The 24976-nt window shown below is 74.0% G+C and carries 26 protein-coding genes; 12 read left to right on the forward strand and 14 right to left on the reverse strand.

Annotated elements, in window-relative coordinates:
• Positions 1-66: 66 nt before the first annotated feature.
• Positions 67-939 carry an RNA polymerase sigma factor SigF gene (locus ADL34_RS32000; RefSeq protein ID WP_079033997.1) on the reverse strand — a complete coding sequence of 291 codons (873 nt, stop codon included), beginning with the start codon at positions 937-939 and terminating at the stop codon, positions 67-69.
• Between the two features lie 369 nt (positions 940-1308).
• Between ADL34_RS32000 and ADL34_RS32005 the strand changes: the two genes are divergently transcribed.
• The 4 genes from ADL34_RS32005 to ADL34_RS32020 all read left to right on the forward strand — a co-directional run bounded on the left by ADL34_RS32005 (position 1309) and on the right by ADL34_RS32020 (position 3457).
• Positions 1309-2169: a SigB/SigF/SigG family RNA polymerase sigma factor gene (locus ADL34_RS32005; RefSeq protein WP_062664710.1), complete on the forward strand. Its 861-nt coding sequence runs from the start codon at positions 1309-1311 to the stop codon at positions 2167-2169.
• A gap of 52 nt (positions 2170-2221) precedes the next feature.
• On the forward strand, positions 2222-2461 hold the full coding sequence (locus tag ADL34_RS32010) for a DUF5133 domain-containing protein (RefSeq protein ID WP_062664708.1): 240 nt from the start codon (positions 2222-2224) through the stop codon (positions 2459-2461).
• Positions 2462-2488: 27 nt separating this feature from the next.
• Positions 2489-2875, forward strand: coding sequence for a PRC-barrel domain containing protein (locus ADL34_RS32015; RefSeq protein WP_234375151.1), 387 nt, complete (start codon positions 2489-2491; stop codon positions 2873-2875).
• A gap of 147 nt (positions 2876-3022) precedes the next feature.
• Positions 3023-3457, forward strand: a complete 435-nt coding sequence (locus ADL34_RS32020; RefSeq protein ID WP_062664704.1) for an ATP-binding protein — start codon at positions 3023-3025, stop codon at positions 3455-3457.
• 53 nt (positions 3458-3510) lie between these two features.
• Here the strand turns inward: ADL34_RS32020 and ADL34_RS32025 are convergent, their stop codons facing one another.
• The 3 genes from ADL34_RS32025 to ADL34_RS32035 form a co-directional block, all read right to left on the reverse strand.
• Complete coding sequence (locus ADL34_RS32025; protein ID WP_062664702.1) at positions 3511-3951, reverse strand: ATP-binding protein; 441 nt, start codon at positions 3949-3951, stop codon at positions 3511-3513.
• Between the two features lie 184 nt (positions 3952-4135).
• On the reverse strand, positions 4136-5785 hold the full coding sequence (locus ADL34_RS32030; RefSeq protein ID WP_062664700.1) for a helix-turn-helix domain-containing protein: 1650 nt from the start codon (positions 5783-5785) through the stop codon (positions 4136-4138).
• Positions 5782-6093 (reverse strand): helix-turn-helix domain-containing protein, encoded by a 312-nt coding sequence (locus tag ADL34_RS32035; protein WP_062664698.1) that lies wholly within the window; start codon positions 6091-6093, stop codon positions 5782-5784. The genes ADL34_RS32030 and ADL34_RS32035 overlap by 4 nt, the downstream gene beginning before the upstream one ends.
• Before the next feature lie 110 nt (positions 6094-6203).
• Between ADL34_RS32035 and ADL34_RS32040 the strand changes: the two genes are divergently transcribed.
• From ADL34_RS32040 to ADL34_RS32055, 4 genes are all read left to right on the forward strand, one after another.
• Entirely contained in the window at positions 6204-6599 is a 396-nt protein-coding gene (locus ADL34_RS32040; protein WP_062664696.1) for a TOBE domain-containing protein, read from the forward strand.
• A gap of 160 nt (positions 6600-6759) precedes the next feature.
• The gene (gene modB / locus ADL34_RS32045) at positions 6760-7593 is read left to right on the forward strand and encodes a molybdate ABC transporter permease subunit (protein ID WP_062665032.1); all 834 of its coding nucleotides are present in this window, start codon (positions 6760-6762) and stop codon (positions 7591-7593) included.
• Positions 7590-8720 (forward strand): ABC transporter ATP-binding protein, encoded by a 1131-nt coding sequence (locus tag ADL34_RS32050; protein WP_234375152.1) that lies wholly within the window; start codon positions 7590-7592, stop codon positions 8718-8720. The genes modB and ADL34_RS32050 overlap by 4 nt, the downstream gene beginning before the upstream one ends.
• Positions 8721-8876: 156 nt before the next feature.
• Entirely contained in the window at positions 8877-9638 is a 762-nt protein-coding gene (locus ADL34_RS32055) for a YqjF family protein (RefSeq protein WP_062665029.1), read from the forward strand.
• Between the two features lie 56 nt (positions 9639-9694).
• Here the strand turns inward: ADL34_RS32055 and ADL34_RS32060 are convergent, their stop codons facing one another.
• The 3 genes from ADL34_RS32060 to ADL34_RS32070 all read right to left on the reverse strand — a co-directional run bounded on the left by ADL34_RS32060 (position 9695) and on the right by ADL34_RS32070 (position 13177).
• Positions 9695-11707 carry a DUF1996 domain-containing protein gene (locus tag ADL34_RS32060; protein ID WP_062664694.1) on the reverse strand — a complete coding sequence of 671 codons (2013 nt, stop codon included), beginning with the start codon at positions 11705-11707 and terminating at the stop codon, positions 9695-9697.
• Between the two features lie 238 nt (positions 11708-11945).
• Positions 11946-12398, reverse strand: coding sequence for a flavodoxin family protein (locus ADL34_RS32065; protein ID WP_062664692.1), 453 nt, complete (start codon positions 12396-12398; stop codon positions 11946-11948).
• Positions 12399-12460: 62 nt separating this feature from the next.
• Positions 12461-13177, reverse strand: coding sequence for an ANTAR domain-containing protein (locus ADL34_RS32070; RefSeq protein WP_159039010.1), 717 nt, complete (start codon positions 13175-13177; stop codon positions 12461-12463).
• Positions 13178-13305: 128 nt separating this feature from the next.
• On the opposite strand from ADL34_RS32070, the gene ADL34_RS32075 reads away from it, so the two are divergent.
• On the forward strand, positions 13306-13692 hold the full coding sequence (locus tag ADL34_RS32075) for a helix-turn-helix transcriptional regulator (protein ID WP_062664688.1): 387 nt from the start codon (positions 13306-13308) through the stop codon (positions 13690-13692).
• A 29-nt stretch (positions 13693-13721) separates the two neighbouring features.
• Here ADL34_RS32075 and ADL34_RS32080 read toward each other — a convergent pair whose 3' ends face one another.
• Together ADL34_RS32080 and ADL34_RS32085 are read right to left on the reverse strand one after the other, a co-directional pair.
• Entirely contained in the window at positions 13722-14603 is an 882-nt protein-coding gene (locus ADL34_RS32080) for a YegS/Rv2252/BmrU family lipid kinase (RefSeq protein WP_062664686.1), read from the reverse strand.
• Between the two features lie 82 nt (positions 14604-14685).
• Positions 14686-16281 carry an FAD-binding oxidoreductase gene (locus ADL34_RS32085; RefSeq protein ID WP_062664684.1) on the reverse strand — a complete coding sequence of 532 codons (1596 nt, stop codon included), beginning with the start codon at positions 16279-16281 and terminating at the stop codon, positions 14686-14688.
• Between the two features lie 74 nt (positions 16282-16355).
• Between ADL34_RS32085 and ADL34_RS32090 the strand changes: the two genes are divergently transcribed.
• Positions 16356-16955, forward strand: a complete 600-nt coding sequence (locus ADL34_RS32090; RefSeq protein ID WP_062664682.1) for a TetR/AcrR family transcriptional regulator — start codon at positions 16356-16358, stop codon at positions 16953-16955.
• A complete protein-coding gene (locus tag ADL34_RS32095) occupies positions 16952-18541 on the forward strand; it encodes a glycerol-3-phosphate dehydrogenase/oxidase (protein WP_062664680.1) in 1590 nt (529 codons plus the stop codon). Before ADL34_RS32090 ends, ADL34_RS32095 begins: the two co-directional genes overlap by 4 nt.
• A 27-nt stretch (positions 18542-18568) precedes the next feature.
• On the opposite strand, the gene ADL34_RS32100 is transcribed toward ADL34_RS32095, so the two are convergent.
• Both ADL34_RS32100 and ADL34_RS32105 read right to left on the reverse strand, forming a co-directional pair.
• Complete coding sequence (locus ADL34_RS32100) at positions 18569-19201, reverse strand: class I SAM-dependent methyltransferase (RefSeq protein ID WP_062664678.1); 633 nt, start codon at positions 19199-19201, stop codon at positions 18569-18571.
• A gap of 114 nt (positions 19202-19315) precedes the next feature.
• The gene (locus ADL34_RS32105) at positions 19316-20101 is read right to left on the reverse strand and encodes a maleylpyruvate isomerase family mycothiol-dependent enzyme (protein WP_062664676.1); all 786 of its coding nucleotides are present in this window, start codon (positions 20099-20101) and stop codon (positions 19316-19318) included.
• 90 nt (positions 20102-20191) lie between these two features.
• Here ADL34_RS32105 and ADL34_RS32110 point away from each other — a divergent pair, with 90 nt between their 5' ends.
• Positions 20192-20872 (forward strand): lipoprotein, encoded by a 681-nt coding sequence (locus ADL34_RS32110; protein WP_062664673.1) that lies wholly within the window; start codon positions 20192-20194, stop codon positions 20870-20872.
• Between the two features lie 154 nt (positions 20873-21026).
• Here the strand turns inward: ADL34_RS32110 and ADL34_RS32115 are convergent, their stop codons facing one another.
• The 3 genes from ADL34_RS32115 to ADL34_RS32125 all read right to left on the reverse strand — a co-directional run.
• Positions 21027-21866, reverse strand: coding sequence for an alpha/beta fold hydrolase (locus ADL34_RS32115; RefSeq protein WP_079033995.1), 840 nt, complete (start codon positions 21864-21866; stop codon positions 21027-21029).
• Between the two features lie 63 nt (positions 21867-21929).
• Positions 21930-23069: an alpha/beta hydrolase gene (locus ADL34_RS32120; protein ID WP_062664671.1), complete on the reverse strand. Its 1140-nt coding sequence runs from the start codon at positions 23067-23069 to the stop codon at positions 21930-21932.
• Positions 23066-24976 (reverse strand): thioester reductase domain-containing protein (locus ADL34_RS32125; RefSeq protein WP_062739845.1); only part of this gene is annotated, 1911 nt, incomplete at its 5' end. The genes ADL34_RS32120 and ADL34_RS32125, both read right to left, overlap by 4 nt.

The raw sequence follows: 24976 nt of genomic DNA on the forward strand, positions 1-24976 counted from the left end.
GGTGGGCCGCCGGCCTCGCGGCCACGGCCCACCCGTGATGCTCCTCGCGTGTCCCTCCGCCCGCGGTCAGGCGACCCCGGGCTCCAGCAGTCCGACCCGCAACTGCTTGATGATGCGGCTGATGAGCCGCGAGACGTGCATCTGCGAGACGCCGATCTGCTCGGCGATCTGCGACTGGGTCAGCTCCTCCACGAACCGCAGGTGGATGATCTTCCGCTCCCGCTCGTCCAGTCCCGCGATCAGCGGGGCCAGCGAATGGAAGTCCTCCACCAGTTCCAGTGCCGGGTCCTCCTCGCCGAGGAGGTCCGCGAGGACCGACTCGCCGCTCTCCGCGTCACCGGAGACGGCGGCGTCCAGCGAGGCCGACTGGTAGCAGTTGGAGGCCTTGCGGGCCTCGATGACCTCTTCCTCCGACAGCGACATCAGCTCGGACAGCTCACGTGTGGTCGGCGTCCGGCCGAGCCGGGAGCTGAGCTCCTCGGTGGCCTTGGCCAGCTCCACACGCGCCTCCTGCAGACGGCGCGGCACGTGCACCGCCCAGCTGGTGTCGCGGAAGAAGCGCTTGATCTCACCGACGATGTACGGCACGGCGAACGTCGTGAACTCGACCTCGCGGGAGATCTCGAACCGGTCGATGGCCTTGATCAGACCGATCGTGCCGACCTGGACGATGTCCTCCAGCGAGTCCCCGCGGGCACGGAAGCGGGAAGCCGCGTACCGCACGAGGGACAGGTTCATCTCGATCAGGGTGTTGCGTACGTACTGGTATTCGTGCGTGCCCTCTTCCAGCATGTCCAGTCGGTCGAAGAACTGACGCGACAGCTCGCGTGCGTCCTGGGGCTTCACCCGCGACGGGTCCTCGATCAGCGGCAGCGCCGCCTCCGTCGCTTCCTTCTCCTGTGCCGTGGCCGTTGCCTGCGCCACCGTCACGGCTGCCATGCCGCCCTCCCGATGCCGGAACCTGTTGTCGTACCCCCGGATGCCCCCGATTCCTCGGGCCAATCCCGAGAAAACCGAAGAACTTCGAGGAACTTTCGAACGTGGTGACTTCCTGCCGGAAGCCGCGCCCGGATGCATCCACCATACGGTGCGTACGCTGCCCGGGACCCCGCCGGTCCGGCCCGAAGAATTCCCTCCGCTTCTTCTGCGTGTGTGCTGTTTGCACCCCATGACCCGGGGCATGCGGGGATTCGTGCTTCGGACCAGAGGCGCGCCGGTGCGAACGACGTGAGCCGCTCCGGGGCCACGCTGCCCCGTGCACCGTTTCCACACGCACATACCTGAGATCGCCGTTCAGGAGCTGTCTTCATGCTGGTTGAAACGTCCGCACATGGTTCCGACCTCCCCACCCGCTCCCGTGTCTCCGGCGGGCGCGTCCACGACGACGCCCCCGACACCGCGAGCGGCTTCGTCCGTCTGGCCGAGCTGCCGGACGGGCCCGAGCGGAACGCGCTCCGCGACGAGCTGACCCGGGCCTGGCTGCCCATGGCCCACCGCATCGCCGGCCGCTTCCGCAACCGCGGGGAGTCGCTGGAGGACCTGCGCCAGGTCGCCGCGCTCGGCCTGGTCAAGGCGATCGACCGGTACGAGCCCGGCCGCGGCGCCTTCGAGAGCTACGCCGTCCCCACCATCACCGGGGAGATCAAGCGGCACTTCCGCGACCGGATGTGGGCCCTGCGGGTGCCGCGCCGTGTCCAGGAGCTCCGCAACAAGGTGCGCATCGCGCGCCGCGAGCTGACCGAGTCGGGGTCGGGGGCCACCGCGTCCGTCGCGGACATCGCCGCGCACACCGGGCTCACCGAGGACGAGGTCAACGCCGGCCTGGAGGCCCTGGAGAGCTACAGCACGCTCTCCCTGGACGCCGAGATGTCCGCGAGCGACGACGGCTTCAGCCTCGCCGACACGATCGGCGGCTGCGAGGAGGCGTACGACGTGGTCGTCGACCGGGAGGCGGCGAAGGAAGGGCTGCGGCGGCTGCCGGAGCGCGAGCGGACCATCCTCTACATGCGCTTCTTCGAGGACATGACGCAGAGCCGTATAGCCGAGCAGCTCGGGATCTCCCAGATGCACGTCTCGCGGCTGATCAGCCGGTGCTGCGCGAAGGTGCGGGCCGAGGTGCTCGACCAGGACGCCGCGCCGCGCCGCAGCGGCGGAGGCCGGGCCGGATGAGGCCCGCGGACCTCCCCCGTACGTCACGACTTCATCCCAGGAGCGGACACCGATGCTGATGCCCCACCCGACGCTGCTGCGCCGGCTCGTCGACGAGTACGAGGCGCTCCTGGCGCGGACGGCCCCCGGCGAGGTCCACGGGCGGCGCGACGTGCGGGCCCAGGACCTGGCGTACACGCTGTGCGTGTCGACCGGGACCCGCGACGTGGGACACGCCCTGGAGAGGGCACGGCAGATGCTCGCGGCCTCGCTGGACGAGGTCCCGGCGCGCCGCACGGGGGCCGCCGTGTAGCGCGCCGGCACGGACGGAACGGTCACGATGGAAGGGAACGATGTGGGCACGGACGGAATCTGGTCCTACGCGCCCGGCAGCGGGCACCGGGAAGGGCTCGCGCTCACCGGGTTCAGGGTCGAGGCGACCGACGGGATCATCGGGCACGTCGACCGGCAGGCCGACGACACCGGCCCGCGCCATCTGATCGTCGACACGGGAGCCTGGGTGTTCGGCAGGAGCCTGGTCGTGCCTGCGGGCACGGTCACGGGCATCGACGAGCGGGCGCGGACCGTCACGGTGGCGTGCACGCGCGCCGAGGCGAAGGACGCGCCCCGGTTCGAGACGGACCGCGAGACCCGTGATCCCGGCTATCTGGCCGCCGTCGGCGCGTACTACGCGGCTCTGTCCCATGCGTCGCGGGCTTCGGGGTAGCAGGGTGGTCATGCACGGAGACGGGACCAGGGGCACGGGCCGAACGTGTCCGGAGGTCGGTGACGTGACCACAGCCGCGGAGCGCCGGGTGCGCGCCCGGAAGGCCCGGCCGCCCGGGCGCGGGGCTCGCACCACGGGTGAGCGATCGTGAGGCCGGCGGAGCACCGGCCGGCCGGGGACGGCGGCACGCTGCGTTTCCGGCCGGCCGAGATCGGCAGCGCGGCCTCGGCACGCGGCTTCGTGAAGTCGGTCGTCGAGGAGCACGCGCGCACCTCCCCGGTGGACGAGCGCGCCGTCATGGATCTGATGCTGGTGGTGTCGGAGCTGGTCACCAACGCGATCCGGCACGGCGACGGCCTGGCCGGGTTCGAGGTGGCCGTGGAACCGGGAGGGCTGCGGCTGCATGTGCACGACTACAGCGACACCGTGCCGTCGGCCGCCTTCGGCCCGGGCACGCTGCCGCAGACGCACGAGGGCAGCGGATACGGCTGGCCGCTGATCATCCGGCTGGCACGGGAGATCCGGATCGACCGCCGCCGTGAGGGAGGGAAGACGGTCAGCGTGCTGGCACCGCTCACGTGACCGTCCGTCCCGCCGCCGGGCGGCCCTCCTTCGGGACGGTCACGCGGCCCGGCTCACCAGGGCAGAAAGGCGTGGACGTCCTTGCCGTCCTCGCGCACCACCACGCTGACCTGGTCGCACAGCGTGTGGATGAGGTACCAGCCGATGCCCCCGCCCTTGCCCGTCCCGGGGTGGAAGGGGCGTGGCGCGGGGCGTGTGGTGCTGGTGTCGCCGAGCGTCACATGGACACCGTCGAACGCCTTGCGCATGGTCAGCTCGATCGGCCCCGGCGCGTACTGGATCGCGTTCGAGACGAGCTCGCTCACCACCAGCAGGATGTCGTCCCGGTACTCCGGGGTCGCCGGCGGCGAGGCCCGCGCGAGCCTCTTCAGATACTCCTCCGCGCCCAGACGGGCACGCGTCACATCGCCGAACCCCCCGTCGAAGCGGGCCCCCCACTCCTGTGTCTGTTCCATCGACGGCTTCTTGCCGCCGTCCTGCGATTCGGTCGCCATCACACCTTCTTCGGCCCCGTCCGCCGTTTCGGCCGCGGTGACTTGTCCTTGCTGCTTCCTCCGCTGCTGGTTCCCAACGAGAGCGCGGATACGCGTCCCGAACCAGGTGCAGCCTGCCAGGTTCCCCGGCGGCGGGGTGCTCACACAGGACACCGAGTGCCATCAGCGGGCAACTCGGGCGCCACTACTCCGGCGGGACGGCCTCGCCCACGGTGTAGACGTCCTTGACCTTCACCTCGGTGACGGCGCGCCCCTCGGGGAACACCGCGCGCCAGTCCCCGATCACGTGCAGCTCGTCGGTGCCCATGGCGCGGACGACCATCAGGCCCTCGTCGTAGGCGCGGTGCGCCTTCCACCACAGGTTCACGAAGGCCTGGGAGCGGATCAGGTGCATCCAGTCGGTGCGGTACAGCTCCCGGTTGTAGTTCGACTCCCCCATCGTGGAGACGAACTTCGAGTACATCGCCTTCACGTACTCCAGCGTGACCTCGTCGCCCTCGGCGATCGCCCGGTCCCGGGCGTCCTTCAGCAGGACCCGGAACTTCTCCAGCAGGTTCTCGGTGGCACCGGAGGTCCACGACTCGTGGATCACGGGCGGGTCGCACAGGCCGTACCGGGGCCCGGAGAGCCGCTGCAGCAGGCGCAGCGTCGGCTCGGTCACCCACAGGGGGCCGGGTTCGTCGCGGTTGCCGATCGGGTTGGGCAGACAGGCGTCGTGTTCCCACTCGGGCGGGGTGACGAGGTGCACGCCGGCGCGGCGCCGGTCGTGGTGGTCGCCGGTGGAGTGTTCGAGCCGGCCGATCGGCAGATGGGTCTTGAGGGCGGACAGATAGGCGCCGTTGACGTCGAGCGCGGTCACCTGGTGCTCGCCGGGCGGAAGCGTGGGCCGGCTCCACTTGGGCCGGGCCTCCCAGATCTCGTCGGCGCCGCGGGCGGTGGGCTTGCGCAGGACGTCGGGCAGCCAGGGGTGGGCGACGACGTCGTACCGGCCGCCCTTGCGGGTCTGGTCCAGCAGCGCCATGGCGTCCGGGATGGCCCGTCTGACCAGGGCGGCGGTGGCGGCCTCGACGTCACCGGAGTGCTGGTCGAGGGCGGCCGCCACGGCGGCGGCGATCGGGTCGGGGGGCTCGGCCGTACGCAGCCGCCGTCCGGCCGGTACGACCTTCTGGGGGCGTGGGGCGGTGGCGGGCGCGGGGCCGGGCTCCTCACGCGGAGCGGTCTCGGCGGGGACCGGGGGGTGCTCGGCGTCCGTGCCGCACTCGGCGGGGTCGAGGTGCTGCGGGAAGCCCTCCACCTGGTGCCGGGCGGGCCGGCCGCACAGGACGCAGGGCTGCGGGACGGCCAGTTCGTCACCGTCGCCGGGGCCGCTCGCGGTGGCGGAGAGCGCCGGGGTGGGAGCGGGGGCCGGCTCGGGCCGGGAGTCGGCGGCCGGGGGCGTTGAGCCGGCGGCCGAAGGTGCGGGCTCGGCGGCAAGAGGCGTGGGGTCGACGGCCTGAGGCGTGGGCTCGGCGGCCGAAGGTGTGGGGTCGGCGGCAGGAGGAGTGGGGTCGGCAGCCTGGGGCGTGGGCTCGGCGGCCTGAGGCGTGGGGGCGGCGGACAGTTTCGTGCGGGCGCCTTCCAGGAAGTAGGCGTACTTCTCCCGGACCTCGCCGCTCGGGTCCCGGCCGGACTCCCAGCCGGCGATCGTGGACGGTCCGACGCCGAGGGCCTGCGCCAGCTGGGGCCGGGACAGGCCCAGTTCCTCCCGCAGGGTGCGGCGCTCCGGCACCGGCGGCAGCGGGACCTCTTTCCTGGCCCCGGCGAGCAGGGCGTCGATCGCGTCGAAGCCGGTCACCGGGCCACCCCGTCCGGTACGTCCGCGCGGGCGGCGGCGGCCGGGCGGGCCGGCCGGCGGCGGCGCTCGGCGGGGAGGGCCTCGGTGGCGCGGGTCGGGCCGGCGAGGAGGTCGAGCACGTCGATGCCGTAGTGCGCGGCGACGACGTCGCAGTCGGCCAGGCTCCAGACGGCCCCGCCGGACTGACGCCGGCTCACCTGCGCCTGGCTGACACCGAGTGCCGCCGCGAGGGCGGTCTGCGACTCACCGGTGGCGTGCAGGAGCGCGGCGACCGCCGCCCGCGCCCGCTCGTCGAGACCCATACGCATGGGGGCGACTCTAGCGCGGGCCGCTCATGCCTCATGCGTACGGCGCATGCCGGCCGCGGTCCGCCCGGTCCGGCGGCGGCACACCCCGGTGGCTGACCTATCTTGGCGCCATGCAGGCATACACGATCGGCCAGGCGGCGCGACTGCTGGGCGTCAGTCCGGACACGGCCCGGCGCTGGGCGGACGCGGGCAGAGTGGCCACCCATCGCGACGAGAGCGGCCGGCGCCTCATCGACGGCCGGGACCTCGCCGCGTTCTCCGTGGACCTCGCCCGCAGCGGTACGGGCGAGGAGGCACCCTCCTCCACCTCGGTGCGCAACGCCTTCCCCGGGATCGTCACCGCGATCAAGCTGGGGGACGTGGCGGCCCAGGTGGAGATCCAGGCCGGACCGCACCGGCTGGTGTCGCTCCTGACCCGGGAGGCCGTGGAGGAGCTGGGTCTGGAAGTGGGCATGGAGGCCACGGCACGCGTGAAGTCGACGAATGTCCATGTCGACCGCACCTGAGCGGCCCGGCGGTTCCGTACGAACGCACATGCGAGGTCGCTGAGCCGGGATGCCAGCTCGTGCGAAGCGACAGGGCTCCTGTCCCTCGCATCTGCGTCAGTATCATCGGCGTACGCGTGCGTGATCCGGAAGCGCGCCCGAGGGAGTGGAGGAGGCCGACGTGGAGAAGGACGCCGCCGCTCCCCGCGCCACCGCCCGGCGGAGCCGCCCGCTGAGCCGTGGGGCTCCGCCGGCGCTGCTCGTCCCGGCGTTGATCGGGGTGGCTTTCCTCGTCCTGCCGCTGGCCGCCCTGCTCGTCCGGGCGCCCTGGCGGAGCATGCCCGAGCTGCTGACCAGCACCGAGGTGTGGCAGGCGCTGCGCCTGTCCCTGGTCTGCGCGACGGCCGCGACCGCGGTGAGCCTGGTCGTGGGCGTGCCGCTGGCCTGGCTGCTGGCGCGGGTCGAGTTCCCGGGGCGGCGGCTGGTGCGGGCCCTGGTCACCCTGCCGCTGGTGCTGCCGCCCGTGGTCGGCGGTGTGGCCCTGCTGATGGCGCTGGGCCGCAACGGTGTGGTGGGGCGTCTGCTCGACGACTGGTTCGGGGTGACGCTGCCGTTCACCACGGCGGGGGTGGTGGTGGCCGAGGCGTTCGTGGCGATGCCGTTCCTCGTGATCAGCGTGGAGGGCACCCTGCGGGCCGCCGACCCGCGCTACGAGGAGGCGGCCGCCACCCTGGGCGCCTCCCGGTTCACCGCGTTCCGCCGGGTCACGCTGCCGCTGGTCGCGCCCGGGATCGCGGCCGGCGCCGTGCTCGCGTGGGCGCGGGCGCTCGGCGAGTTCGGGGCGACCATCACCTTCGCCGGCAACTTCCCCGGCCGGACCCAGACCATGCCGCTCGCCGTGTACCTGGCCCTGCAGAACGACCCGGAGGCCGCGATCGCCCTCAGCCTGGTCCTGCTCGCCGTGTCGGTCGCGGTGCTCGCGGGGCTGCGTGACCGCTGGATGACGGCCTCATGACCGGCCCGGGCCACGAGATGACCGGGACGGGTCACGGGACGACCGGCACCGGCCACGGGACGACCGGGACCGGGTCCTCGCGCGGCGGCGAGGGCCTGGACGCCCGTCTGGTCGTGGAGCGGGACGCCTTCCGCCTCGACGTGGCGCTGCGCGCCGCTCCCGGTGACGTGGTCGCGCTCCTCGGCCCGAACGGGGCCGGCAAGACGACGGCCCTGCGCGCCCTGGCCGGGCTGGTCCCCCTGTCCGCCGGGCATCTGCTCCTGGACGGCGCCGACCTCGCCCGTACGCCGCCCGAGGCGCGCCCGGTCGGGGTCGTCTTCCAGGACTATCTGCTCTTCCCCCATCTGTCCGCGCTGGACAACGTGGCGTTCGGGCCGCGCTGCCAGAAGGTCCCCAAGGCCGCCGCCCGTGCGCAGGCCGCCGACTGGCTCGAGCGGATGGGGCTCGCCGCGCACGCCGCGAGCAGGCCCCGCCGGCTGTCCGGCGGGCAGGCCCAGCGGGTCGCGCTCGCCCGCGCCCTGGCGACCCGTCCGCGGCTGCTCCTCCTCGACGAGCCGCTCGCCGCGCTCGACGCCCGCACCCGGCTCGACGTACGGGCGCGGCTGCGCCGCCACCTGGCGGACTTCGAGGCGGTCGCGGTCCTGGTCACCCACGATCCGCTGGACGCGATGGTGCTGGCCGACCACCTCGTCGTCATCGAGGACGGACGCGTCGTCCAGGAGGGCGGCCCGGCCGACATCGCGCGGCATCCGCGCAGCGACTACATCGCCCGGCTGGTGGGCCTGAACCTGTACAGGGGCGAGGCGGACGGGCATGCGGTCCGGGTCGACGGCGGGCCGGTGGTGACGACCACCGAGGAGCTGACCGGCCCGGTCTTCGTCGCCTTCCCGCCCGGCGCGGTGACCCTGCACCGGGAACGGCCGACCGGTTCGAGCGCCCGCAATCTGTGGCGCTGCGAGGTGGCCGGTCTGGAGACGCACGGCGACCAGATCCGCGCGGCGCTCTCGGGTGAACTCCCGCTGGCCGCCGACCTGACGACGATCGCCGCCGCCGAACTGGACCTGCGGCCCGGCGCGACGGTCTGGGCGACGGTCAAGGCGGCCCAGACCCACGCCTACCCGGCCTGAGGCCCGCCGGTTCCCCCGTCTCCGGCCGGACCGGCGTCGGGCTCCGGGGACGGCCTGCGGGCCGTGTCCGTACGGGAGTTGCTGCCCGCCACCCGCGTCCGGGCGGACCACCGGCTCGACGCCGGCCGGCCGGTGGCGCTCTGGCATGCTGGGCGTGTGTTCGAGCCGTCGCCGGTCTCCCCGGACGCCCCCGCCCGTGTCCGCATTCCGCTGCTCACCCAGCAGTGGCTCGATCTCGCCTTCCTGCACTGGGCGGTCGAGCCCGGAGCCGTCGCCGGGCTGCTGCCGCGCGGCACCGCCCCCGACACGCACGACGGGGCGACCTACGTCGGTCTGGTCGCCTTCCGGATGCACCGGGTCGGCTGGCTCGGGCTGCCCGGGGTGCCGTATCTGGGGACGTTCCCGGAGACCAACGTGCGGCTGTACTCGGTGGACGCACATGGCCGGCGCGGGGTGGTGTTCCGCTCCATGGACGCCTCCCGGCTGATCCCGGTCGTGATGGGCCGTCTGGGCTTCCGACTGCCGTATGTGTGGGCGCGGATGTCCGTGCGGCGGGTCGGCGACACCGTCACGTACACCAGCTCGCGCAGGTGGCCGGGACCGCGCGGGGCGTCCAGCCGGCTCACCGTGCGCATCGGGGACCGGATCGCGGAGCCGACGGGGCTGGAGCACTTCCTGACGGCTCGTTGGGGCATGCACAACGCCTTCTTCGGCGCGTCCGGACCGTCGGCGTACCTGCCGAACGACCATCCGCGCTGGCCGCTGCACCGTGCCGAGGTGCTCACCTGCGAGGAGGACCTGATCACGGCGGCCGGTCTGCCCGCACCCGCGGGGGACCCGGTCAGTGTGCTCTACTCCCCCGGTGTGCCGGTCAGGCTGGGACGTCCGGCGCGCCCGGCGGGTCTGCCCACCCCCTGACGCCGAAGGGCCCGGACCGGTGTTCCCGGTCCGGGCCCTTCAGCTGTGCGTCGGCGTCAGCGCGCGTGACGCCTCGTGCGCATGAGCACCACGAACCCGGCGATCAGCAGGATCGCTCCGCCCGCGGCGGGCCAGAGCGACGTACCGGTCTCGGCGAGGTCGCCGCCGACCGCCTGCGCGCGCGCACCCCCCGTGAGGGAGTCGGTGTCGCTCGTCGGGGGCTGGGTCTGCGCCGGGGTGCCGATGACCTCGGCCTGGTCGTCACCCGCGTCGTTCCCGGCGTCCGGCTGGCCGCTGACCTTCGGCGCCACCGTGGTGGCCCCGGTCGGCTCGTCGTCCTGTCCGGTGCCGGCGTTGCCGTCGTCTCCGTTGCCGGCGCCGCCGTTTCCGCCGTCGCCCTGGCCGTCGTCGCCCTTGCCGCCGTCGTCCTTGCCGTCGCCGGGCTGGTCGGTCTGCGGGGCCTCGGTCGTCGGGTCCTGCGTGGCGGGCGGCTCCGTCTGGTCGTCGCCGTTGCCGCCGTCGTTCCCGCCGTTGCCGCCGTCGTTGTCGGCCGGCGGGGTGGTGGGAGCCTGGGTCGGCTCCTCCTGGCCGCCGTCACCGCCGTCACCGCCGTCACCCGCGCCGACACCGCAGGTGCGGCCCGCGTTGATGCAGTCGACCATCTCGCTCATCAGCTTCTCGTCGAAGACGTTGATGAAGTCGCCGTGGTCGGTGATGGGCTTGTGCAGCTGCTCCGGGAAGGAGTCCACCGCGAACAGCGGCGTGGTCTTCCCGCCGTCCTGGAGGCTGGGCGCGTCGACGTCGTACACGATCCGCTGCACGAGCTGCGGGATGGCCTTGAAGCCGTTCCCGCAGCTGCCGTCGGCCGCGGCGAACGCCACGTGGGCGCGGTGGTTGGCGCTGTCGATGTTCTGGCCGTCCCAGCAGCTCTGGAACTTGAAGGTGCGCACCACGTCACTGCCCTTCGGGCACAGCGGGTACTTGTCCTTCAGCTGCCGGTCCTCGAAGCCGGTGCAGCTCCAGGAGGCGTTGGCGTTGGCCGGTCCGTTGACGAACGCCTTGGCGTCGCCGGTGATGATGCGCAGCAGGCGCGGCATCTCGGTGACCTTGCTCTGCGGGTTGCCCACGAAGTTCAGCGTCACCTCCTTGGCCCGGACGATCTCGCCGGCGTTGCCCTCGATGCCGCCGCCGGGCTTGTCCGCGTCCTGCTCCTGCTTGCCGTTCTGCAGGCGCAGCACCGGCCAGTAGTACGTGGACTTGTCGCTCTGGTCCACACAGCTGGTCTCGGCGTTGGCCAGGTCCTCGTCGCTCGCGAAGGCGGTGTTGGACTGGTTGCCGATGTAGTCGTGGAAGTGGTGGGCTCCGTTGGAGACGCCGGGAGCCACGATCACGTTGTCCGAGTTGAACAGCCCGTTCTCGTTGACGCCGCAGCTGGTGGCGAAGGTGCCGCGGGAGCCGCCCTTGCGCACGGCGGGCTCGGAGACGTTCGGCTGGACGGACTTGATGTCCACGTAGTCCTCGGCGACGGGCCCGTTGCCGGCCTGACCGCCGTTGCCGTTCTGGCCGTTCTGGCCGTTCCCGGCGTTCTGGTCGTCGCCGCCCTGCTGGCCGCCCTGTCCGGCGTCGCCCGTGTTCTGGGCGCCGTCGCTCTCCTCGCCGGCGGGGGCGCTGCTCTCAGGGGCGCGCAGGGTGCAGGCGGCGAGGGCGTCCAGGCCCTCGGGCCGGTCGCCCTGACGGTCCACGGCGATGGCGATCCGCTCGATCGTCGCCGCGCGCTTCTCCTTCAGCGGGTTCATGATCGAGTTGTCGGCGAACGCCGCGTCCTGCTCGATGGCCTGCCCCGCGTTCATCAGACGCTGGTAGGCATCGGCTATCTGCTGGTCCAGGAGGGCGAGTTCCTTGGCGACGTCCTCCTTCGCCCCCTCCGGCACGTTCGTCAGCTTGGTGCCCACGTCGGGGCAGTCGATCGTGCCGGCCGGGGTGGACAGCGTCTGGGCGGGGTCGGTCCCGCCCTCCTCGGTGGCCGAGGCATAGACGTTGGCCGCGACGAGGCCGCCACCACCCAACATCAGCGCGACCGCTGCAAAGGTCGCGCGCCGTGCGCCCGTGGGGCGTCTCCGCGTGCTGCGTCCCAAGGAATTACTCCATCGCCTCGTGATCGGTCAGGGCATGAAAATCCCCCTGCTCTCATACGGAGGCGATCCCAGGTGTGTTCAACCGCATCGGAAATTCTCACAAGTTTCTCAGTGCCCGGCGGTTTGAAACGCTCTGGCCTGGGTCAACACAGGTGGACCGAGGGCGAGTCGGTCAGGACATGAGACCCGCGGCCAGGGTGGCGCCCAGCTCCCAGCACGCCTCGATGTCGCTCTTGGCGGGTTCGCCCGTCACCGTCACGGGCCGGGACGCGGGCTGCCAGCCGAGTCCGGTCGTGATGGTGGTGACGGCCCGCAGGGCGCCGGTGACGTCGCTGCCGCCGTGCACGTAGTGCCCGAACGGGCGGCCGCGGGTGGCGTCGAGGCACGGGTAGTAGATCTGGTCGAAGAAATGCTTCAGGGCGCCGGAGATGTACCCGAGGTTGGCCGGGGTGCCCAGCAGATAGGCGTCCGCGTCCAGCACGTCGGAGGCGGTGGCGGACAGCGCCGGGCGGCGTACGACGTCGACGCCCTCGATCTCGGGCGCGGTGGCACCGGAGACGACGGCCTCCAGCAGGGCCTGGCAGTTGGGCGACGGCGTGTGATGCACGATCAGCAAGGTGGGCACGACCGCACCCTGCCCTCGCGACGCCGCTCCGCGCAAGCGCCACGCCCGGCGCCGGGCGGCGCTCAGCCGTCGGTGACGTGCACGCGCGCGATGGCCGAGGACAGCTCCGCCCGCAGTCCGGCGGGCAACTGCGCGCCGCCCTGGGCGCACTCCACCAGATCCCCGGCGAGGGTGTGCGGCTCGGTGCCGGCGCGCTCGGCGGCCGAGACGAGCACCGCCCAGGCGTCCTGCGGGCCCAGGCCGTAGTACGCCATGAGGATGCCCCGTGCGAGGTCGACGGTGGGCCGGGTGCGCATGGCCTGCCGCAGCTGGGTGAGTTCGGCCCGCAGCTCGTGGTCGGTCACGTCCGCGGCCCCCTGGGCCGGCGGGCGCGTGACGTCGGGACGGTCCGGGCCGGCGAACAGGTCCCGGGTGCCGGTCAGCACGAGCAGCCGGTCGACCATGGAGCTGCTGCCGTGGAGCGCGACGGTCTTGCCGTCGGCCAGGGCCCGTTGGCGCACGGCCAGCAGGATGTTGAGTGCGGCGCAGTCGCAGAACGTGACGCCGCGCAGATCGAGGTCGACGCCGCGCACCGAGCGGTGCAGGGCGTCCCGGAGGATCCGCTGGAACCGGCCCCCGGAGTCGAGGTCCAGCTCCCCGCGGACGACCACCTTCATGCGGTCGCCGTCCGGGCACAGGGCCGCGACCAGTGGAAGCGGCTCTATCACCGGCGCCCCCGCGACCTCTGCGTCCGTGGCGTCGCCTACGGCAGAAAGGTGTACCGACGCGAGCTCGGGCATGTCCGCCTCTCCCTCAGATCTCCCCGTCTCCCGTACAGCTTGAACCCGAACCGCCGTACACGTCAACCGATACATGAAACGCAGTACGTGTTTTTGTATACGTGAATGCCTGGTCGTATGCTGACGCCATGGATGCAGTCCCTGAGCCGCACACCGGGTGGACGTTCCTCACCAATCACGCACGCGTGCTGGCCACGATCGCCGACAATCCGGATGTCCGTATCCGGCACATCGCGGCGCACTGCCGGCTCACCGAACGCGCCGTCCAGAAGATCATCTCGGAGCTGGAGAGGGACGGTTACCTGTCCCACAAGCGCGAGGGACGCACCAACACCTACCGGGTCGAGTCGGGGAAGCTGCTGCGGCATCCCGCCGAGGCGGGGCTCCCCGTCGCGGCGCTGATCGGTCTGCTCATCCAGGACCACGCGCAGCGCGAGACCGCGTCCGAGCAGTTGCGGGCGCCACGCTCACCGATCCAGATGGAGGGCTCGTCCGTCCAGGCCGAGGGCGACTGACGGACGACCCTGGCACGGGCCGCGGCCGCTCAGCAGAGGACGCGCAGGGCGCCCGGCAGGACCCGCACGGTGACCGGCAGCGTCGCGTCCACCTCGCCGTCCGCGCCGTAGGGCACGTCCCGGTCGGCGGCGATCCTTATCTCCTTGCCCCGCAGGATCTCCACCTCGGGGCGGCGCACGTGCGCGCCCGTCTTGAGCTCGTTCATCAGGGCGAAGAACAGCCGGCGCGGCGCCTGCCGGATCATCACGACGTCCAGCAGTCCGTCGTCGACGCGCGCGTCCGGCGCTATCCGGCGGCCGGAACCGTAGTAGCCGGAGTTGGCGGCCACCACCGTGTAGCCGACGTGCAGGTGCTCGTGACCGTCGACGGTGACCCGGTAGCGGGCGGGCCGCCAGGTCGTGACGGCTCGCAGGCCGCCCGCGTAGTAGGAGGCGGCCCCGCGCAGCAGGGTCGAGTTGTTCGCGTGCCGGTTGGCCAGGGCGTCGACCCCGGCGTACACGCTGCCGAGGACGGCCGTGCGCGGGTGGACGGCAGACTCGACCTCGATGGTGTCGACCGCGCGGGGCTCGTGGTCCAGCAGCACCCGGGCGAGCGCCGCCGGATCGGTGGGCAGGTCGAGGGCGCGCGCGAAGTCGTTGCCCCGGCCGGCGGGGACGAGCCCGAGCAGGGCGTCGGTGCCGCTGAGGGCGCCGCCGACACCGCCGGCCATGCCGTCGCCGCCCACGGCGAGCACCACCCGCCCGCGCTCCCCGGCGTCCCGGGCCAGTTCCTGGGCGTGCGCCAGGCTGCGGCTGTACAGGGTCTCCAGACCGGCCCCGGCCTCCCGCAGCGGCCGGGCCACGTCCAGCAGCGCGGCAGCCGCGGCGGACCCGCCCGCCGTGGGGTTGACGATGGCCGTGAACTGTCGCATCGGTGTGCCTTTCGGGCCGGCGGTCAGGAGCCGCCAGAGGCGGGAGGTGGAGGGGAATGTACCGGGGTGGTGCGCGGGCGCGTCAGTCGAGGGGCAGCAGGACGCCCGGGTTGAGCAGGCCCGACGGGTCCAGCCGTCGCTTCACGGCGCGCAGCGCCGCGACGCCGAGGACCCCGGCCTCGCGGACGTACCAGTCGCGGTGGTCCGTGCCGACGCCGTGGTGGTGGGTGATGGTGCCGCCGGCCGCGAGGATCGCGTCGTTGGCGGCGCGCTTGGCCCGGTCCCAGTGGGCCACGGGGTCGTCGCCCTGCGCCGAGACGACGGTGAAGTACAGCGAGGCGCCGTTCTCGTACACGTGGGAGATGTGGCACATCACCAGCGGCGGGGTGCCGGCGTCGGTGAGCGTGCCGGTGAGGGCCTCGCGGACGGCGGCGTAGAGGCCGGGCAGGGACGACCAGAAGGTGGCCGTCTCCAGCGTCTCCGCGAACGCGCCGGCGTCCAGCAGGGAGTCCCGCAGGTAGGGGGCGGAGTAGCGGCCGTGCGCCCAGCGCCGGCCCGGCTCCTCGCCGAGGGGTGTGCCGCCGCAGGCACGCAGGACGGCCGCGGCCTGCTCGCGGCGGTGGGCGGTGTCCTCCTCGGTGCCCTCGTAGCCGGTGATCGCGAGGCAGCCCGCGTCCTGCGGGAGGGAGCCGCCGATCGCGTCGGGCTGGGCGAGGCCGACCAGGGTCTCGGTCTCGTCCGACAGGCGCAGCACGGTCGGGCGCGGGCCGTCCTGCGCGAGGCGGCGCAGCGCGGCGGCGCCCTCCTCGAAGGAGGCGAACCGCCAGCCCTCGTACACACGGGTCCGCGGGACGGGCCGGACGCGGACGGTCACGGACGTGATGACGCCGAAGGCGCCCTCCGAGCCGAGCAGGAGCTGGCGGAGGTCCGGGCCGGCGGCCGAGCGCGGGGCGCGGCCGGTGTCGAGGGTGCCCTCGGGGGTGGCGGCGGTCAGGCCGAGGACCATCTCGTCGAAGCGGCCGTACCCGGCGGACGCCTGGCCGCTGGAGCGGGTGGCGGCGAAGCCGCCGATGGTGGCCCACTCGTAGGACTGGGGGAAGTGGCCCAGGGTGAAGCCGTGTTCCGCGAGCAGCGCCTCGGCCTGGGGGGCGCGCAGGCCCGGTTGCAGGGTGGCGGTGCGGGAGACGGGGTCGAGGGCGAGCATCCGGTCCATGCGGCGCAGGTCCAGGGCGACGAAGGAGCCCCGGCGGGTGGGCGCGAGGCCGCCGACGACGGAGGTGCCGCCGCCGAACGGGACGACGGACAGGCCGTGTTCGGCGCAGGCCCGCAGGACCGCGACCACCTCGTCGTGATCGGCGGGCAGCACGACGGCGGCGGGGAGGTCGCCGTCGACCTCGCCATCGCGGATGCGGAGCAGGTCGGGGGTCGACTTGCCCCGGGTGTGCCGGACGCGTGCCTCGGCGTCGGTGTGGACGTGCTCCTCACCGCCGGCCGCGGCCGCCAGGGCCTGGAGCGCGGCCGGTGCGAGATCCGGCTCGGGCACGGCGATGTCCGCGAGGGCGACCGGCGCGGTGGTGCGCGGCTTCACGCCGAGCAGGTCGCGCAGCAGCCCGGTCACGGTCTCGGGCAGGGGTGCCGCCTCGGCGGGGTCGCCCCAGCCACTCCACAGCATGTCCATCGGCTGTCGTCCTCACCGGTCGAATCGGGCGATGCCGTGTCCCGGACGGCCTCGCAGGCGTTACACTGTGACACATGACGCCTATTCGTCACAACCACTCGGACGGTGACGCGGTCCTCGACGCGGTGCGGGACTGCGTCCTCGCCGTCGGAGTCCGCCGTACGACGATGACCGACGTGGCCCGCCGCGCCGGGGTCTCCCGGATGACGCTGTACCGGCGCTGGCCCGACGTGCGCTCCCTGGTCGGGGACCTGATGACCCGCGAGTGGGTCGCGGCCGCCACCGGCGCCATGCCCGAGCGGCGGCCCGGCGTCCTCACCCGCGACCTGATCGCCGACGGGCTGGTCGCCGGAGTGGCCGCGTTCCGTGCGCACCCGCTCTTCCACAAGATCGTCGACGTCGATCCGGAACTGCTCCTGCCATACGTCCTCGACCGGCGCGGCGCGAGCCAGGAGGCGCTGCTCGCCCAGCTCGCCGACGTGCTGCGCCAGGGCCACGCCGACGGGTCGGTGCGCCAGGGGCACGTCGAACGGCAGGCGCGGGCCCTGCTGCTGATCGTGCAGTCCTTCGCCCTGTCCCTGCGGACCATGACCGACGCGGACGACACCGAGCTGAACGGCGACGCCTTCCTGGCGGAGCTGCGCGGCATCATCGAGAGGACCCTGACGCCATGAGCACCGCCACTCCCCCGCCCGGCGGGGCCTCGCTCTCCGCCGCCCGGCGCACCCGGGAACTCGCCGCGACCGTCGGCGGCCCGGCCGTCGACGTCCTGGTCGTCGGGCTCGGCGCGACCGGCGCGGGCGCCGCCCTGGACGCCGCCTCCCGCGGGCTGACGGTCGCCGCGATCGACGCGCACGACCTCGCCTTCGGCACCTCGCGGTTCAGCAGCAAGCTCATCCACGGCGGGCTGCGCTACCTGGCCTCCGGCCAGTTCGACGTCGCCCACGAGAGCGCGGTCGAACGCGGGGTGCTGATGGAGCGCACGGCACCGCACCTGGTGCGCGCCCAGCCCTTCGTGCTGCCGCTGACGCCGATGGTCTCCCGCGCCCAGTCCGCGCTGGCCTGGGCCGGTTTCCGGGCCGGCGACACGCTGCGCCTCGCGGCGCGCACGGCCCGCGCCACGCTGCCCGCCCCCCGCCGCCTCTCCGCCGTCGAGACCCGGCACCTCGCCCCCGCCCTGCGCACCCAGGGCCTGCGCGGCGGACTGCTGTCCTGGGACGGCCGGCTCACGGACGACGTCCGCCTGGTCACCGCCGTGGCCCGTACCGCCGCGGGGCACGGCGCCCGCGTACTGACCCGGGTCAGGGCGCTGGAGCTCGGCGCGTCCGGGGCCCGCGTCCGCGACGAACTGACCGGCGAGGAGGGCGAGATCAAGGCCCGCGTCGTCGTCAACGCCACGGGCGTCTGGGCGGACGGCCTGGTGGAGGGCATCCGCATCCGCCCCTCCCGGGGCACCCACCTCGTGCTGCGCTCCGACCGGCTGGGCCCGCTGCCGGCCGGGCTGCACGTGCCCGTCCCCGGGGAGTCCAACCGCTTCGTGCTGGTCCTGCCGCAGGGCGACGGCCGGGTGTACGTCGGCCTCACCGACGAACCCGTCGAGGGCCCCGTCCCCGACGTCCCCGAGGTGCCGGAGACCGACATCGGCTTCCTCCTCGACGTGCTCGGCTCCGTCCTGGACGCGCCGGTCGGACGCGAGGACGTCGTCGGCGCGTTCGCCGGACTGCGCCCTCTGCTCGACACCGCCCCCGAGGACGGCTCCGGGACCGCCCGCACCTCCGACGTCTCCCGCCGGCACGCGGTCCTCACCTCGTCCGAGGGCGTGATCACGGTGGTCGGCGGCAAGCTCACCACATACCGGCGGATGGCCGAGGACGCCGTCGACGCCGCCGTGGCCACCGGCCGGATCGGCGCCGGGCCCTCCCCCACCGCCTCCCTGCCGCTCGTCGGCGCCGCGTCGCCCGCCGTCCTCGCGGCCGTCAGGGCCCCCCGCCGCCTCGTCCAGCGCTACGGCACCGAGGCCGCGGCCGTCGCGGCGCCGGCCGCCCGCGACCCCCGGCTCGGCGAGCCGGTCCTTCCCGCCCACCCCGTCACGGCCGCCGAACTGCTGTGGGCGGTACGCCACGAGGGCGCCCTGGACGAGTCCGACCTGCTCGACCGGCGCACCCGCATCGGCCTGGTCCCGGCCGACCGGACGGCCGCGCTGGACGCCGTACGCGCGGCTCTGGGCGAGGAGGCTCCGGCAGGCGCCGGCGAGGGGTGACCCCCGGCCCGGGCACACCATCGGGGGTCAGCGGCGGCGGAACCTCCACACGTGGTTGTCCCGGTGGCCCTCCACGCCGTCGGGGGACGAGTGCGGGCTGCGGACCGTCTCCCGCGTCACCACCGTCCACTCCTCGTCGGCCAGTGCCAGGTCCTCGTCGACGCTGTCGAGGGTCGGGAACTCCGCCTCGAAGGGCGGCTCGGTCTGCCAGGACGGCCAGCCCGCGTGCAGGACGATCAGCAGGGTGCCGCCGGGCGCCACGGCGTCGGCCGCACGCCGCAGGACGACGCGCTGGTCGAGCGGGGCCGGCGACTGCAGGAACTGCGCGTCGACCAGATCGAACGTGCCGGCCGGGAACGTCTCACCGAGGACGTGGCGCTCCCACACCGTGCGGTCGGCCACCCCGGCGTCGGCGGCGTGCCCGGCGGCCCGCTCCAGGGCCGTGCGGGAGATGTCGACACCGGTCACCCGCCAGCCCCGCGAGGCGAGCCACACCGCGTCGGCGCCCTCGCCGCATCCGAGGTCGAGTGCGGTGCCCGGGGTCAGCCCCTCGGTCTCCCGGACGAGGAGGGCGTTGGGACGGCCGCTCCACAGCGGCCCGCCGTCGCGGTACCGGGCCTCCCAGAACTCGGCGGCCTCCAAGGCGTTCGTCTCGGTCACGGGTGCCTCCCGGTGCGTAGGAAAGGGCGCGGTCGCGCTCTCCAAGCCTGCGCGGGTGCGGTCCCGGGCGACAAACACCGTTGCCGGTTCGGCAAATGGACGCGCCCGAGGGCGCTAGGAAGCCTCCAGCCAGAAGCCCGCCCTGGTCCGCCAGAGGTCGAGGAGTGCCGTGTCGCCCTCGGTCACCACGGCCGGGGCGGGCCGCCGGTAGAGGTACAGGAGGAGGTCGGACACCGGGCCCCGAGCGGTCGCCGCGGGGGTGCCGGAACCGGCCCGCAGGACCGGGCGTCCGCCGGTGAGGTCGACGTGCCACACACCCGCGTCGGGCGCCTCGAAGCGCAAGGTGCGGCCGGGGCCGAGCAGTTCGGGCAGGTCCTGGCGCGGCTCGTACGCCTCGGGGAACGTGGAGAACTCCAGCCACTCCTCCACCGCGTCGGCGGCGAGGCCGGCGTCGAGGGTGAAGGGCGCCCCGGCCGCCGACGCGGCGTCGGCCCGGTGCACGGCCGTCTCGTACAGCATCCGCCGTGCCCAGAACCGTACGGGCGCCGGGCGGTCCGCGGACGGGTTCCACACGAGGGCGCCCGGTCCCGCGGCGCGCAGGGTCGCGCTCAGGCGGGCCGCGCCCTCGGTGAGCCACGGCAGCAGGGTGGACGTGTCCGCCCGCGGGTCGGCGCGGGGGTCGTCGACGAGGTCGTTCGCGACGGGTCCGGCGGCCCGGGTCCGGACGACTTCCTCGGCCCACCGGTGGTCACCGCCGATGTGCCGCAGCAGCTGCCCGAGGCTCCAGCCGGGGCAGGTGGGCACCGGGGCGGAGAGGTCGGGGCCGCGCATCTGGGCGGTGAGCCGTTCGGTCTGCGTGACGATCGCGTCGCAGTGGTGCTCGAAGGTCGGCGGGGTCATCGCCTCATGATGCCGCAGAGCCGCGGGGCCGCCCGCCCGGCGGCTCGGCTACTGTGAGCCGGCTGATCAAGATCGGGGTGGGGAGAGACCATGCGGGTCGGGGCAGGACGGATACGGCGCGGGGTGGCCCAGGCGGCTCTGCTGGGCGCGGTGCTGACGGGCTGTTCGGGGGCTTCCGGCGAGGAGCCGGCGGACGACCGGGCGAGCGCGTCGGGCGAGGCGTCGGGCGGCGGCCCGGCCGTGGCGAAGAGCGGCGGGAGCGTCGGCGCCGCGGGGTCGGCCTGCGAGCTCCCGGTGACCTTCGACGTCGCCGCGTCCTGGGAGCCGAAGGCCGTCGACGCCGAGCCGGCCGGGGGCGACGACGAGCTGGCCCGGGAGCTGGCCGACGCCCTGCTGCACCAGGGTCCGGTCACCGCGGCCTGCGAGATCGACGCGAAGCCGGCCGGCAACATCGGTTTCCTGCGCGTCTGGACGGGCGAGCCGGGCGACGCCGCCGACGCGCGCTCCGTGCTGAAGGAGTTCGTCGCGGCGGAGACGGGCGCCGGGAAGGCGGCGTACCGCGCCTTCGAAGCGGCGGACGGCGTCACGGGCGCCGAGGTGACGTACCAGTACACGAGCAAGACGCTGGGCGAGACGAAGGAGGAGCGGGCGCTGGCCGTGACCACGAAGCGCGGCCCGGTCGTCCTTCACCTCGGCGGGATGGACACCGAGGAGCACCGGGCGATGCTCCCGGCCTACGAGCTGGCCAAGCGGACCCTGCGCGTCGGCTGACGGCCGGGCGCACGGGGCCCTCGGGGCGCTGCCAAGGATCCGCCGGTCTCGACCGGCGCGCGGCCCACGGACCCGGTCGGCGCCGCCGTGCCGACGTGCACGGCGGCCCCGAGCCGGAGCCACGCCCCGGGCGGGCGCCCGCGGTCGCGCCCGGTCAGCTGGTACCCGTGTCCGTGTCCGTGCCCGTGCCCGTGTCCGTGTCCGTGCCCTTGTCCGTGCCCGTGTCCGTGAGGAAGCGGTCGAGGACGGCGGTCAGTTCGGCCGGCTTCTCCACGGGCAGCTCGTGCCCGGCGTCCAGCACCCGGACGATCGCGTCCGGGTACGCCGTGGCCAGGCGCAGCATCGGGCCGATCGGCAGCTGGACGTCGTGGTAGCCGTGCACCATCAGGGTCGGCGCCTGGATCGTGCCGAGCCGGTCGGAGACGTCGAAGGCGCGCATGGCGCCGTACAGCGTCATGACGACCTCGCGGGGGGTGTCGGCGGAGGCACGGATGTACGCCCGGACCTCCTCGCGCGGGTACCCGGGGGCGAAGGCGCGCTGGATGTTCGCCGCGACGAAGAGTTTGAACGGCACGAGCGTGGAGGCCGCCATCAGCAGGGCCCGGCCGCGGCTGTAGGCCATCTTGCCGATGGAGTTGACCAGCACCATGCGCTCCACCCGCTCCGGGTGCGACAGCGCGACGGTCTGGGCGATCATGCCGCCCATCGAGTGGCCGACGATCACGAACCGCTCGATCTTCAGATGGTCCAGGAGGGCGAGGACATCGGCGGCGAGGTCGTCGATGCGGCGCACGCCCGCCCCGGTGCTCTCGCCGTGCCCGCGCAGGTCGAGCCGCACGACCCGACGGGTGTGGGAGAAGTGGGCCGTCTGGTGGTCCCAGCGGTGCCGGTTCGCCGTCCAGCCGTGCACGAACACCAGGGGCACGCCCTCGCCGTCGCGGGGGCCCTCGTCGTCGTACGTCAGGGTGGCGCCGTCGACTTCGAGCTGCGGCATGGAGGGCCTCCTGGGAGCGAGCCGGTTACTGACCGGTACGGTATCCGGCCGTGCGGCCCGCCGTCACCGGCGTTCACCGAGGAAGTCGAGGATGTGGCCGAACACGTCGAGGGCCGCGCCCCGGCCGAGGAACGTGTCCAGGTGCCCGTAGCCCGGTATCTCCGTGTAGCGCACGTCGAGTTGGGGCTGCCGGCGGGCCAGGACGTCGTGGCAGAGCTGCTGCGAGTCGAGCCACAGGCCGTTCTCGCTGCCTGACAGGAGCAGCACCGGGGTGTCGATGCGGCCGGCGGCGTCCAGGGCGTTCTCCGGCAGGGCCCGGTAGCGGTGGTCGGTGTCGTGCCAGCGGACGACCGTACGGGCCAGTTCGATCCGGCGCAGGTGCGGCAGGATCCACAGCGGGGCGGGGCCGAGGAGTTCGGCCAGCCGGTCGTGCGTGGCGGCCGACAGGTGCTCGTGGACGAACAGGGAGGCGCCGGTCCCCCAGGCCGAGTGGTGCAGGATCTGGCAGGTGGGGTCGGGGCAGTCCGCGCCGCGCGAGGCCAGCGCGAACAGCGGGGTGTACTTCGACCACAGGCCGACCTTGCGGAAGTCGACCGGCATGTGGTCGATCCGGGACCTCAGCAGTTCGCCCGCGAGGGTCATGCGCAGGGAGGTGCGGCCCGCGAGCTTCGGGGTGAGGAAGACGCCCTGGGACACCACTCCGGCCAGCCCCGGCACCAGGCCCGCCGTCATGCTGAGCGACAGCGTGAGGGCGCCGACGCAGTGGGCGACCACGAAGAGCGGCCGGTCCCCGATCCGCGCCCGGATGTGGGAGACGGCGGCCGGGATGTCGTGCAGCGCCACGTCGTCGTACGTGTAGCGGCCGCCGGTCTCGTTGTACGGCAGCCGGCAGCTGCCCCGCCAGTCCAGCAGCCAGGGCTCGTAGCCGTCGTCCAGGAGGACGTCGACCAGGTTGCGGGTCTCCGGCAGCAGGAACATGTCGGCGGAGGCGGTGTGCCCGTGCAGCAGCAGCACGGCGGGCCGGCCGGGCGCGCCGGGGTCCACGCGGGTCAGCCCGAGGCGCACCCCGTCGCCCGCCCGCAGCGGGATCTCCTCGACGGCCGCCGGGTCGAGGCGGTGCCGCAGCGGCCGGGGCGTGACGGTGCTCCGGACCCTGCGCAGGGCCGGCCGGGTCGTGCGGGGGGCGGGCGTCCGGAAGATCATCGGTGGTTCTCCGTGGGGTTCGGGGTGCGGCGCAGGTCGAGCAGGTCCGCGGCGGCCCGGGCGAAGGGCCCGGCCAGGCCCCGGCCCATCTCCAGCCCGAACCAGGCGAGCCAGGTCAGCTTTGCGCCGCGCTTCTCCCGGCCGGTCAGGCGCGGGTCCACCCGGATGCCGTCGATCTGGTCGCGGACGTAGGTGTCGGCGGGGACGACGACCTCGCCCGCCAGGCTCGCCGGCCGGCCCTCGCGGCCCAGCTCCACCGTGAGGGTCCGGGTCTGCCGCCACAGGTCGCGGCGCGCGCGGGCGTACTTGTAGCCCTCCAGCCACCAGCGGCCTCCGTCGGCGTCGGTCAGCTCCAGGCGGTAGCGCAGCAGCGGGTGGCGCAGGCCGTGCCGGTGCGGGATGCCCTCCTCGGGGCGGACCCAGACGTCGCCGCGGGCCACGGTGAGCGGTGCGGGGTGCGCGGCCGGGCAGGTGACCTCGCCGCGGACGTCGACACGCCGCTCCGTCATCAGTTGGTGCATGCTCGCCACGGACAGGGTCAGGGCCATCGAGCAGGGCCCGTCGGGAGCGTCGCCCACCGGGCCGACCCCGCCCTCCGTGGTCTCGGAGAACCACAGGTAGGGCTGGTCGTCCTTGTGCGGCAGGCGCGCCAGGCCGTCGCCCGCGAGGCGTTCGAACGTCTTCAGCTGGGCCCGGGCGTCGTAGCGGGCGGCGGGCGTCAGGCCGAGCGCCTCGACGAGCGCGTCGGTGCGGTCGGCCGTGGCCGCCGGGCCCGTCAGCGTCGCCTCGCACAGCTTCAGGGCGGTGGGGCTGCGCAGCACCCGGGTCAGGAAGCCGAGTTCGGGGACTGGCTCGGCCTCCAGACGGGCCAGCGTGCCGGCGCGCCACTCCTCCCAGTCGCTCACGCGCACGTGCATCCCGCCGAGGGCCATGTCCCGTACGACGTCGTCGAGGGTGTTGGGGACGCCCGTGAGGTGGTAGTCGAACCCCCAGGCGTCCGGCTCGCAGATCGCGGCGACCGCGACCCGGCTCACCCAGTCGACCGGGGCGGCGTTGAGGTGCCGGAACGCGGGGACCGTGCGGTACCGGGCGAACGCCGACAGCAGGCCGCTGCTGAGGTCCTGGGGGTTGTAGGCGCCGGTCCTGGTGTGCCCGCCGATCCCGCCGGGCCGCAGGGCCGTGACGACCAGGCCGTGGTCACGGGCGCGGCGCAGGGCGACCTCGGCCGCCCACTTGGACTGGTCGTAGCCGGCGACGAGGCGGTCGATGTGGGCGAGCGGGTCGTCCTCGCCCATGGAGGGGATGCCGACCTCGTTGAAGACGGCGACCGAGGAGATGTGGTGCAGCGGCTTGGGGCGGCCTCTCGCGGCGAGTTCGGCCAGCGTGAGCGCGCCGAGCACGTTGCTCGCGCGCAGGGACGGGTAGCCGCGCAGGAAGTCGACGGCGGCGGCGACCGAGACCACGCTGTCCAGCTCCCCGGCGAGGCCGTCCCAGAGGTCGTCGGGCAGGCCCAGGCGGGGTTCGCGGATGTCTCCGGGCAGGACGGTGACACGCCGGCGGACCTCCGACGACCAGGGCAACGCGTACCCCTTGAGCGCCTCCCCCAGCCGGGCCAGGGCGGCCTCCTCGTCGGCGGCGCGGACCAGGCAGTACACGTGGGCGTCGCTGTGGCGCAGCAGGTCCAGGAGCATGTGGCTGCCGAGGAACCCCGTGGCACCGGTCAGCAGGACCCGGCGGGGCGGGGTGGGTTCGGGCGCCCCGACGAACGGCAGCCGGTCGGCCAGGGAGAGGTCGGAGAGAATCCGCGCCAGGTCCTCGGGCCGGGCCACGGCGTCGGAGGGGGCGGTGGCTGCGACGGCGGCGGTGGCGGTGGCGGTGGCGGTGGCGGTGGGAGACGGTACGGGGAG

The organism is Streptomyces sp. NRRL WC-3605 (assembly GCF_001509795.1).
GTDB lineage: Bacteria > Actinomycetota > Actinomycetes > Streptomycetales > Streptomycetaceae > Streptomyces > Streptomyces viridochromogenes.

Bases quoted from the DNA above. Each gene is read 5' to 3' on its own strand.
- ADL34_RS32010 (WP_062664708.1), top strand. From the start codon at position 2,222: ATGCTGATGCCCCACCCGACGCTGCTGCGCCGGCTCGTCGACGAGTAC.
- ADL34_RS32005 (WP_062664710.1), top strand. From the start codon at position 1,309: ATGCTGGTTGAAACGTCCGCACATGGTTCCGACCTCCCCACCCGCTCC.
- ADL34_RS32120 (WP_062664671.1), bottom strand. From the start codon at position 23,069: ATGATCTTCCGGACGCCCGCCCCCCGCACGACCCGGCCGGCCCTGCGC.
- ADL34_RS32105 (WP_062664676.1), bottom strand. From the start codon at position 20,101: ATGACCCCGCCGACCTTCGAGCACCACTGCGACGCGATCGTCACGCAG.
- ADL34_RS32015 (WP_234375151.1), top strand. From the start codon at position 2,489: ATGGAAGGGAACGATGTGGGCACGGACGGAATCTGGTCCTACGCGCCC.
- ADL34_RS32060 (WP_062664694.1), bottom strand. From the start codon at position 11,707: ATGTTGGGTGGTGGCGGCCTCGTCGCGGCCAACGTCTATGCCTCGGCC.
- ADL34_RS32090 (WP_062664682.1), top strand. From the start codon at position 16,356: ATGACGCCTATTCGTCACAACCACTCGGACGGTGACGCGGTCCTCGAC.
- ADL34_RS32080 (WP_062664686.1), bottom strand. From the start codon at position 14,603: ATGCGACAGTTCACGGCCATCGTCAACCCCACGGCGGGCGGGTCCGCC.
- ADL34_RS32075 (WP_062664688.1), top strand. From the start codon at position 13,306: ATGGATGCAGTCCCTGAGCCGCACACCGGGTGGACGTTCCTCACCAAT.
- ADL34_RS32085 (WP_062664684.1), bottom strand. From the start codon at position 16,281: ATGGACATGCTGTGGAGTGGCTGGGGCGACCCCGCCGAGGCGGCACCC.
- ADL34_RS32050 (WP_234375152.1), top strand. From the start codon at position 7,590: ATGACCGGCCCGGGCCACGAGATGACCGGGACGGGTCACGGGACGACC.
- ADL34_RS32070 (WP_159039010.1), bottom strand. From the start codon at position 13,177: ATGCCCGAGCTCGCGTCGGTACACCTTTCTGCCGTAGGCGACGCCACG.
- ADL34_RS32110 (WP_062664673.1), top strand. From the start codon at position 20,192: ATGCGGGTCGGGGCAGGACGGATACGGCGCGGGGTGGCCCAGGCGGCT.
- ADL34_RS32115 (WP_079033995.1), bottom strand. From the start codon at position 21,866: ATGCCGCAGCTCGAAGTCGACGGCGCCACCCTGACGTACGACGACGAG.
- ADL34_RS32000 (WP_079033997.1), bottom strand. From the start codon at position 939: ATGGCAGCCGTGACGGTGGCGCAGGCAACGGCCACGGCACAGGAGAAG.
- ADL34_RS32095 (WP_062664680.1), top strand. From the start codon at position 16,952: ATGAGCACCGCCACTCCCCCGCCCGGCGGGGCCTCGCTCTCCGCCGCC.
- ADL34_RS32025 (WP_062664702.1), bottom strand. From the start codon at position 3,951: ATGGCGACCGAATCGCAGGACGGCGGCAAGAAGCCGTCGATGGAACAG.
- ADL34_RS32040 (WP_062664696.1), top strand. From the start codon at position 6,204: ATGCAGGCATACACGATCGGCCAGGCGGCGCGACTGCTGGGCGTCAGT.
- ADL34_RS32035 (WP_062664698.1), bottom strand. From the start codon at position 6,093: ATGCGTATGGGTCTCGACGAGCGGGCGCGGGCGGCGGTCGCCGCGCTC.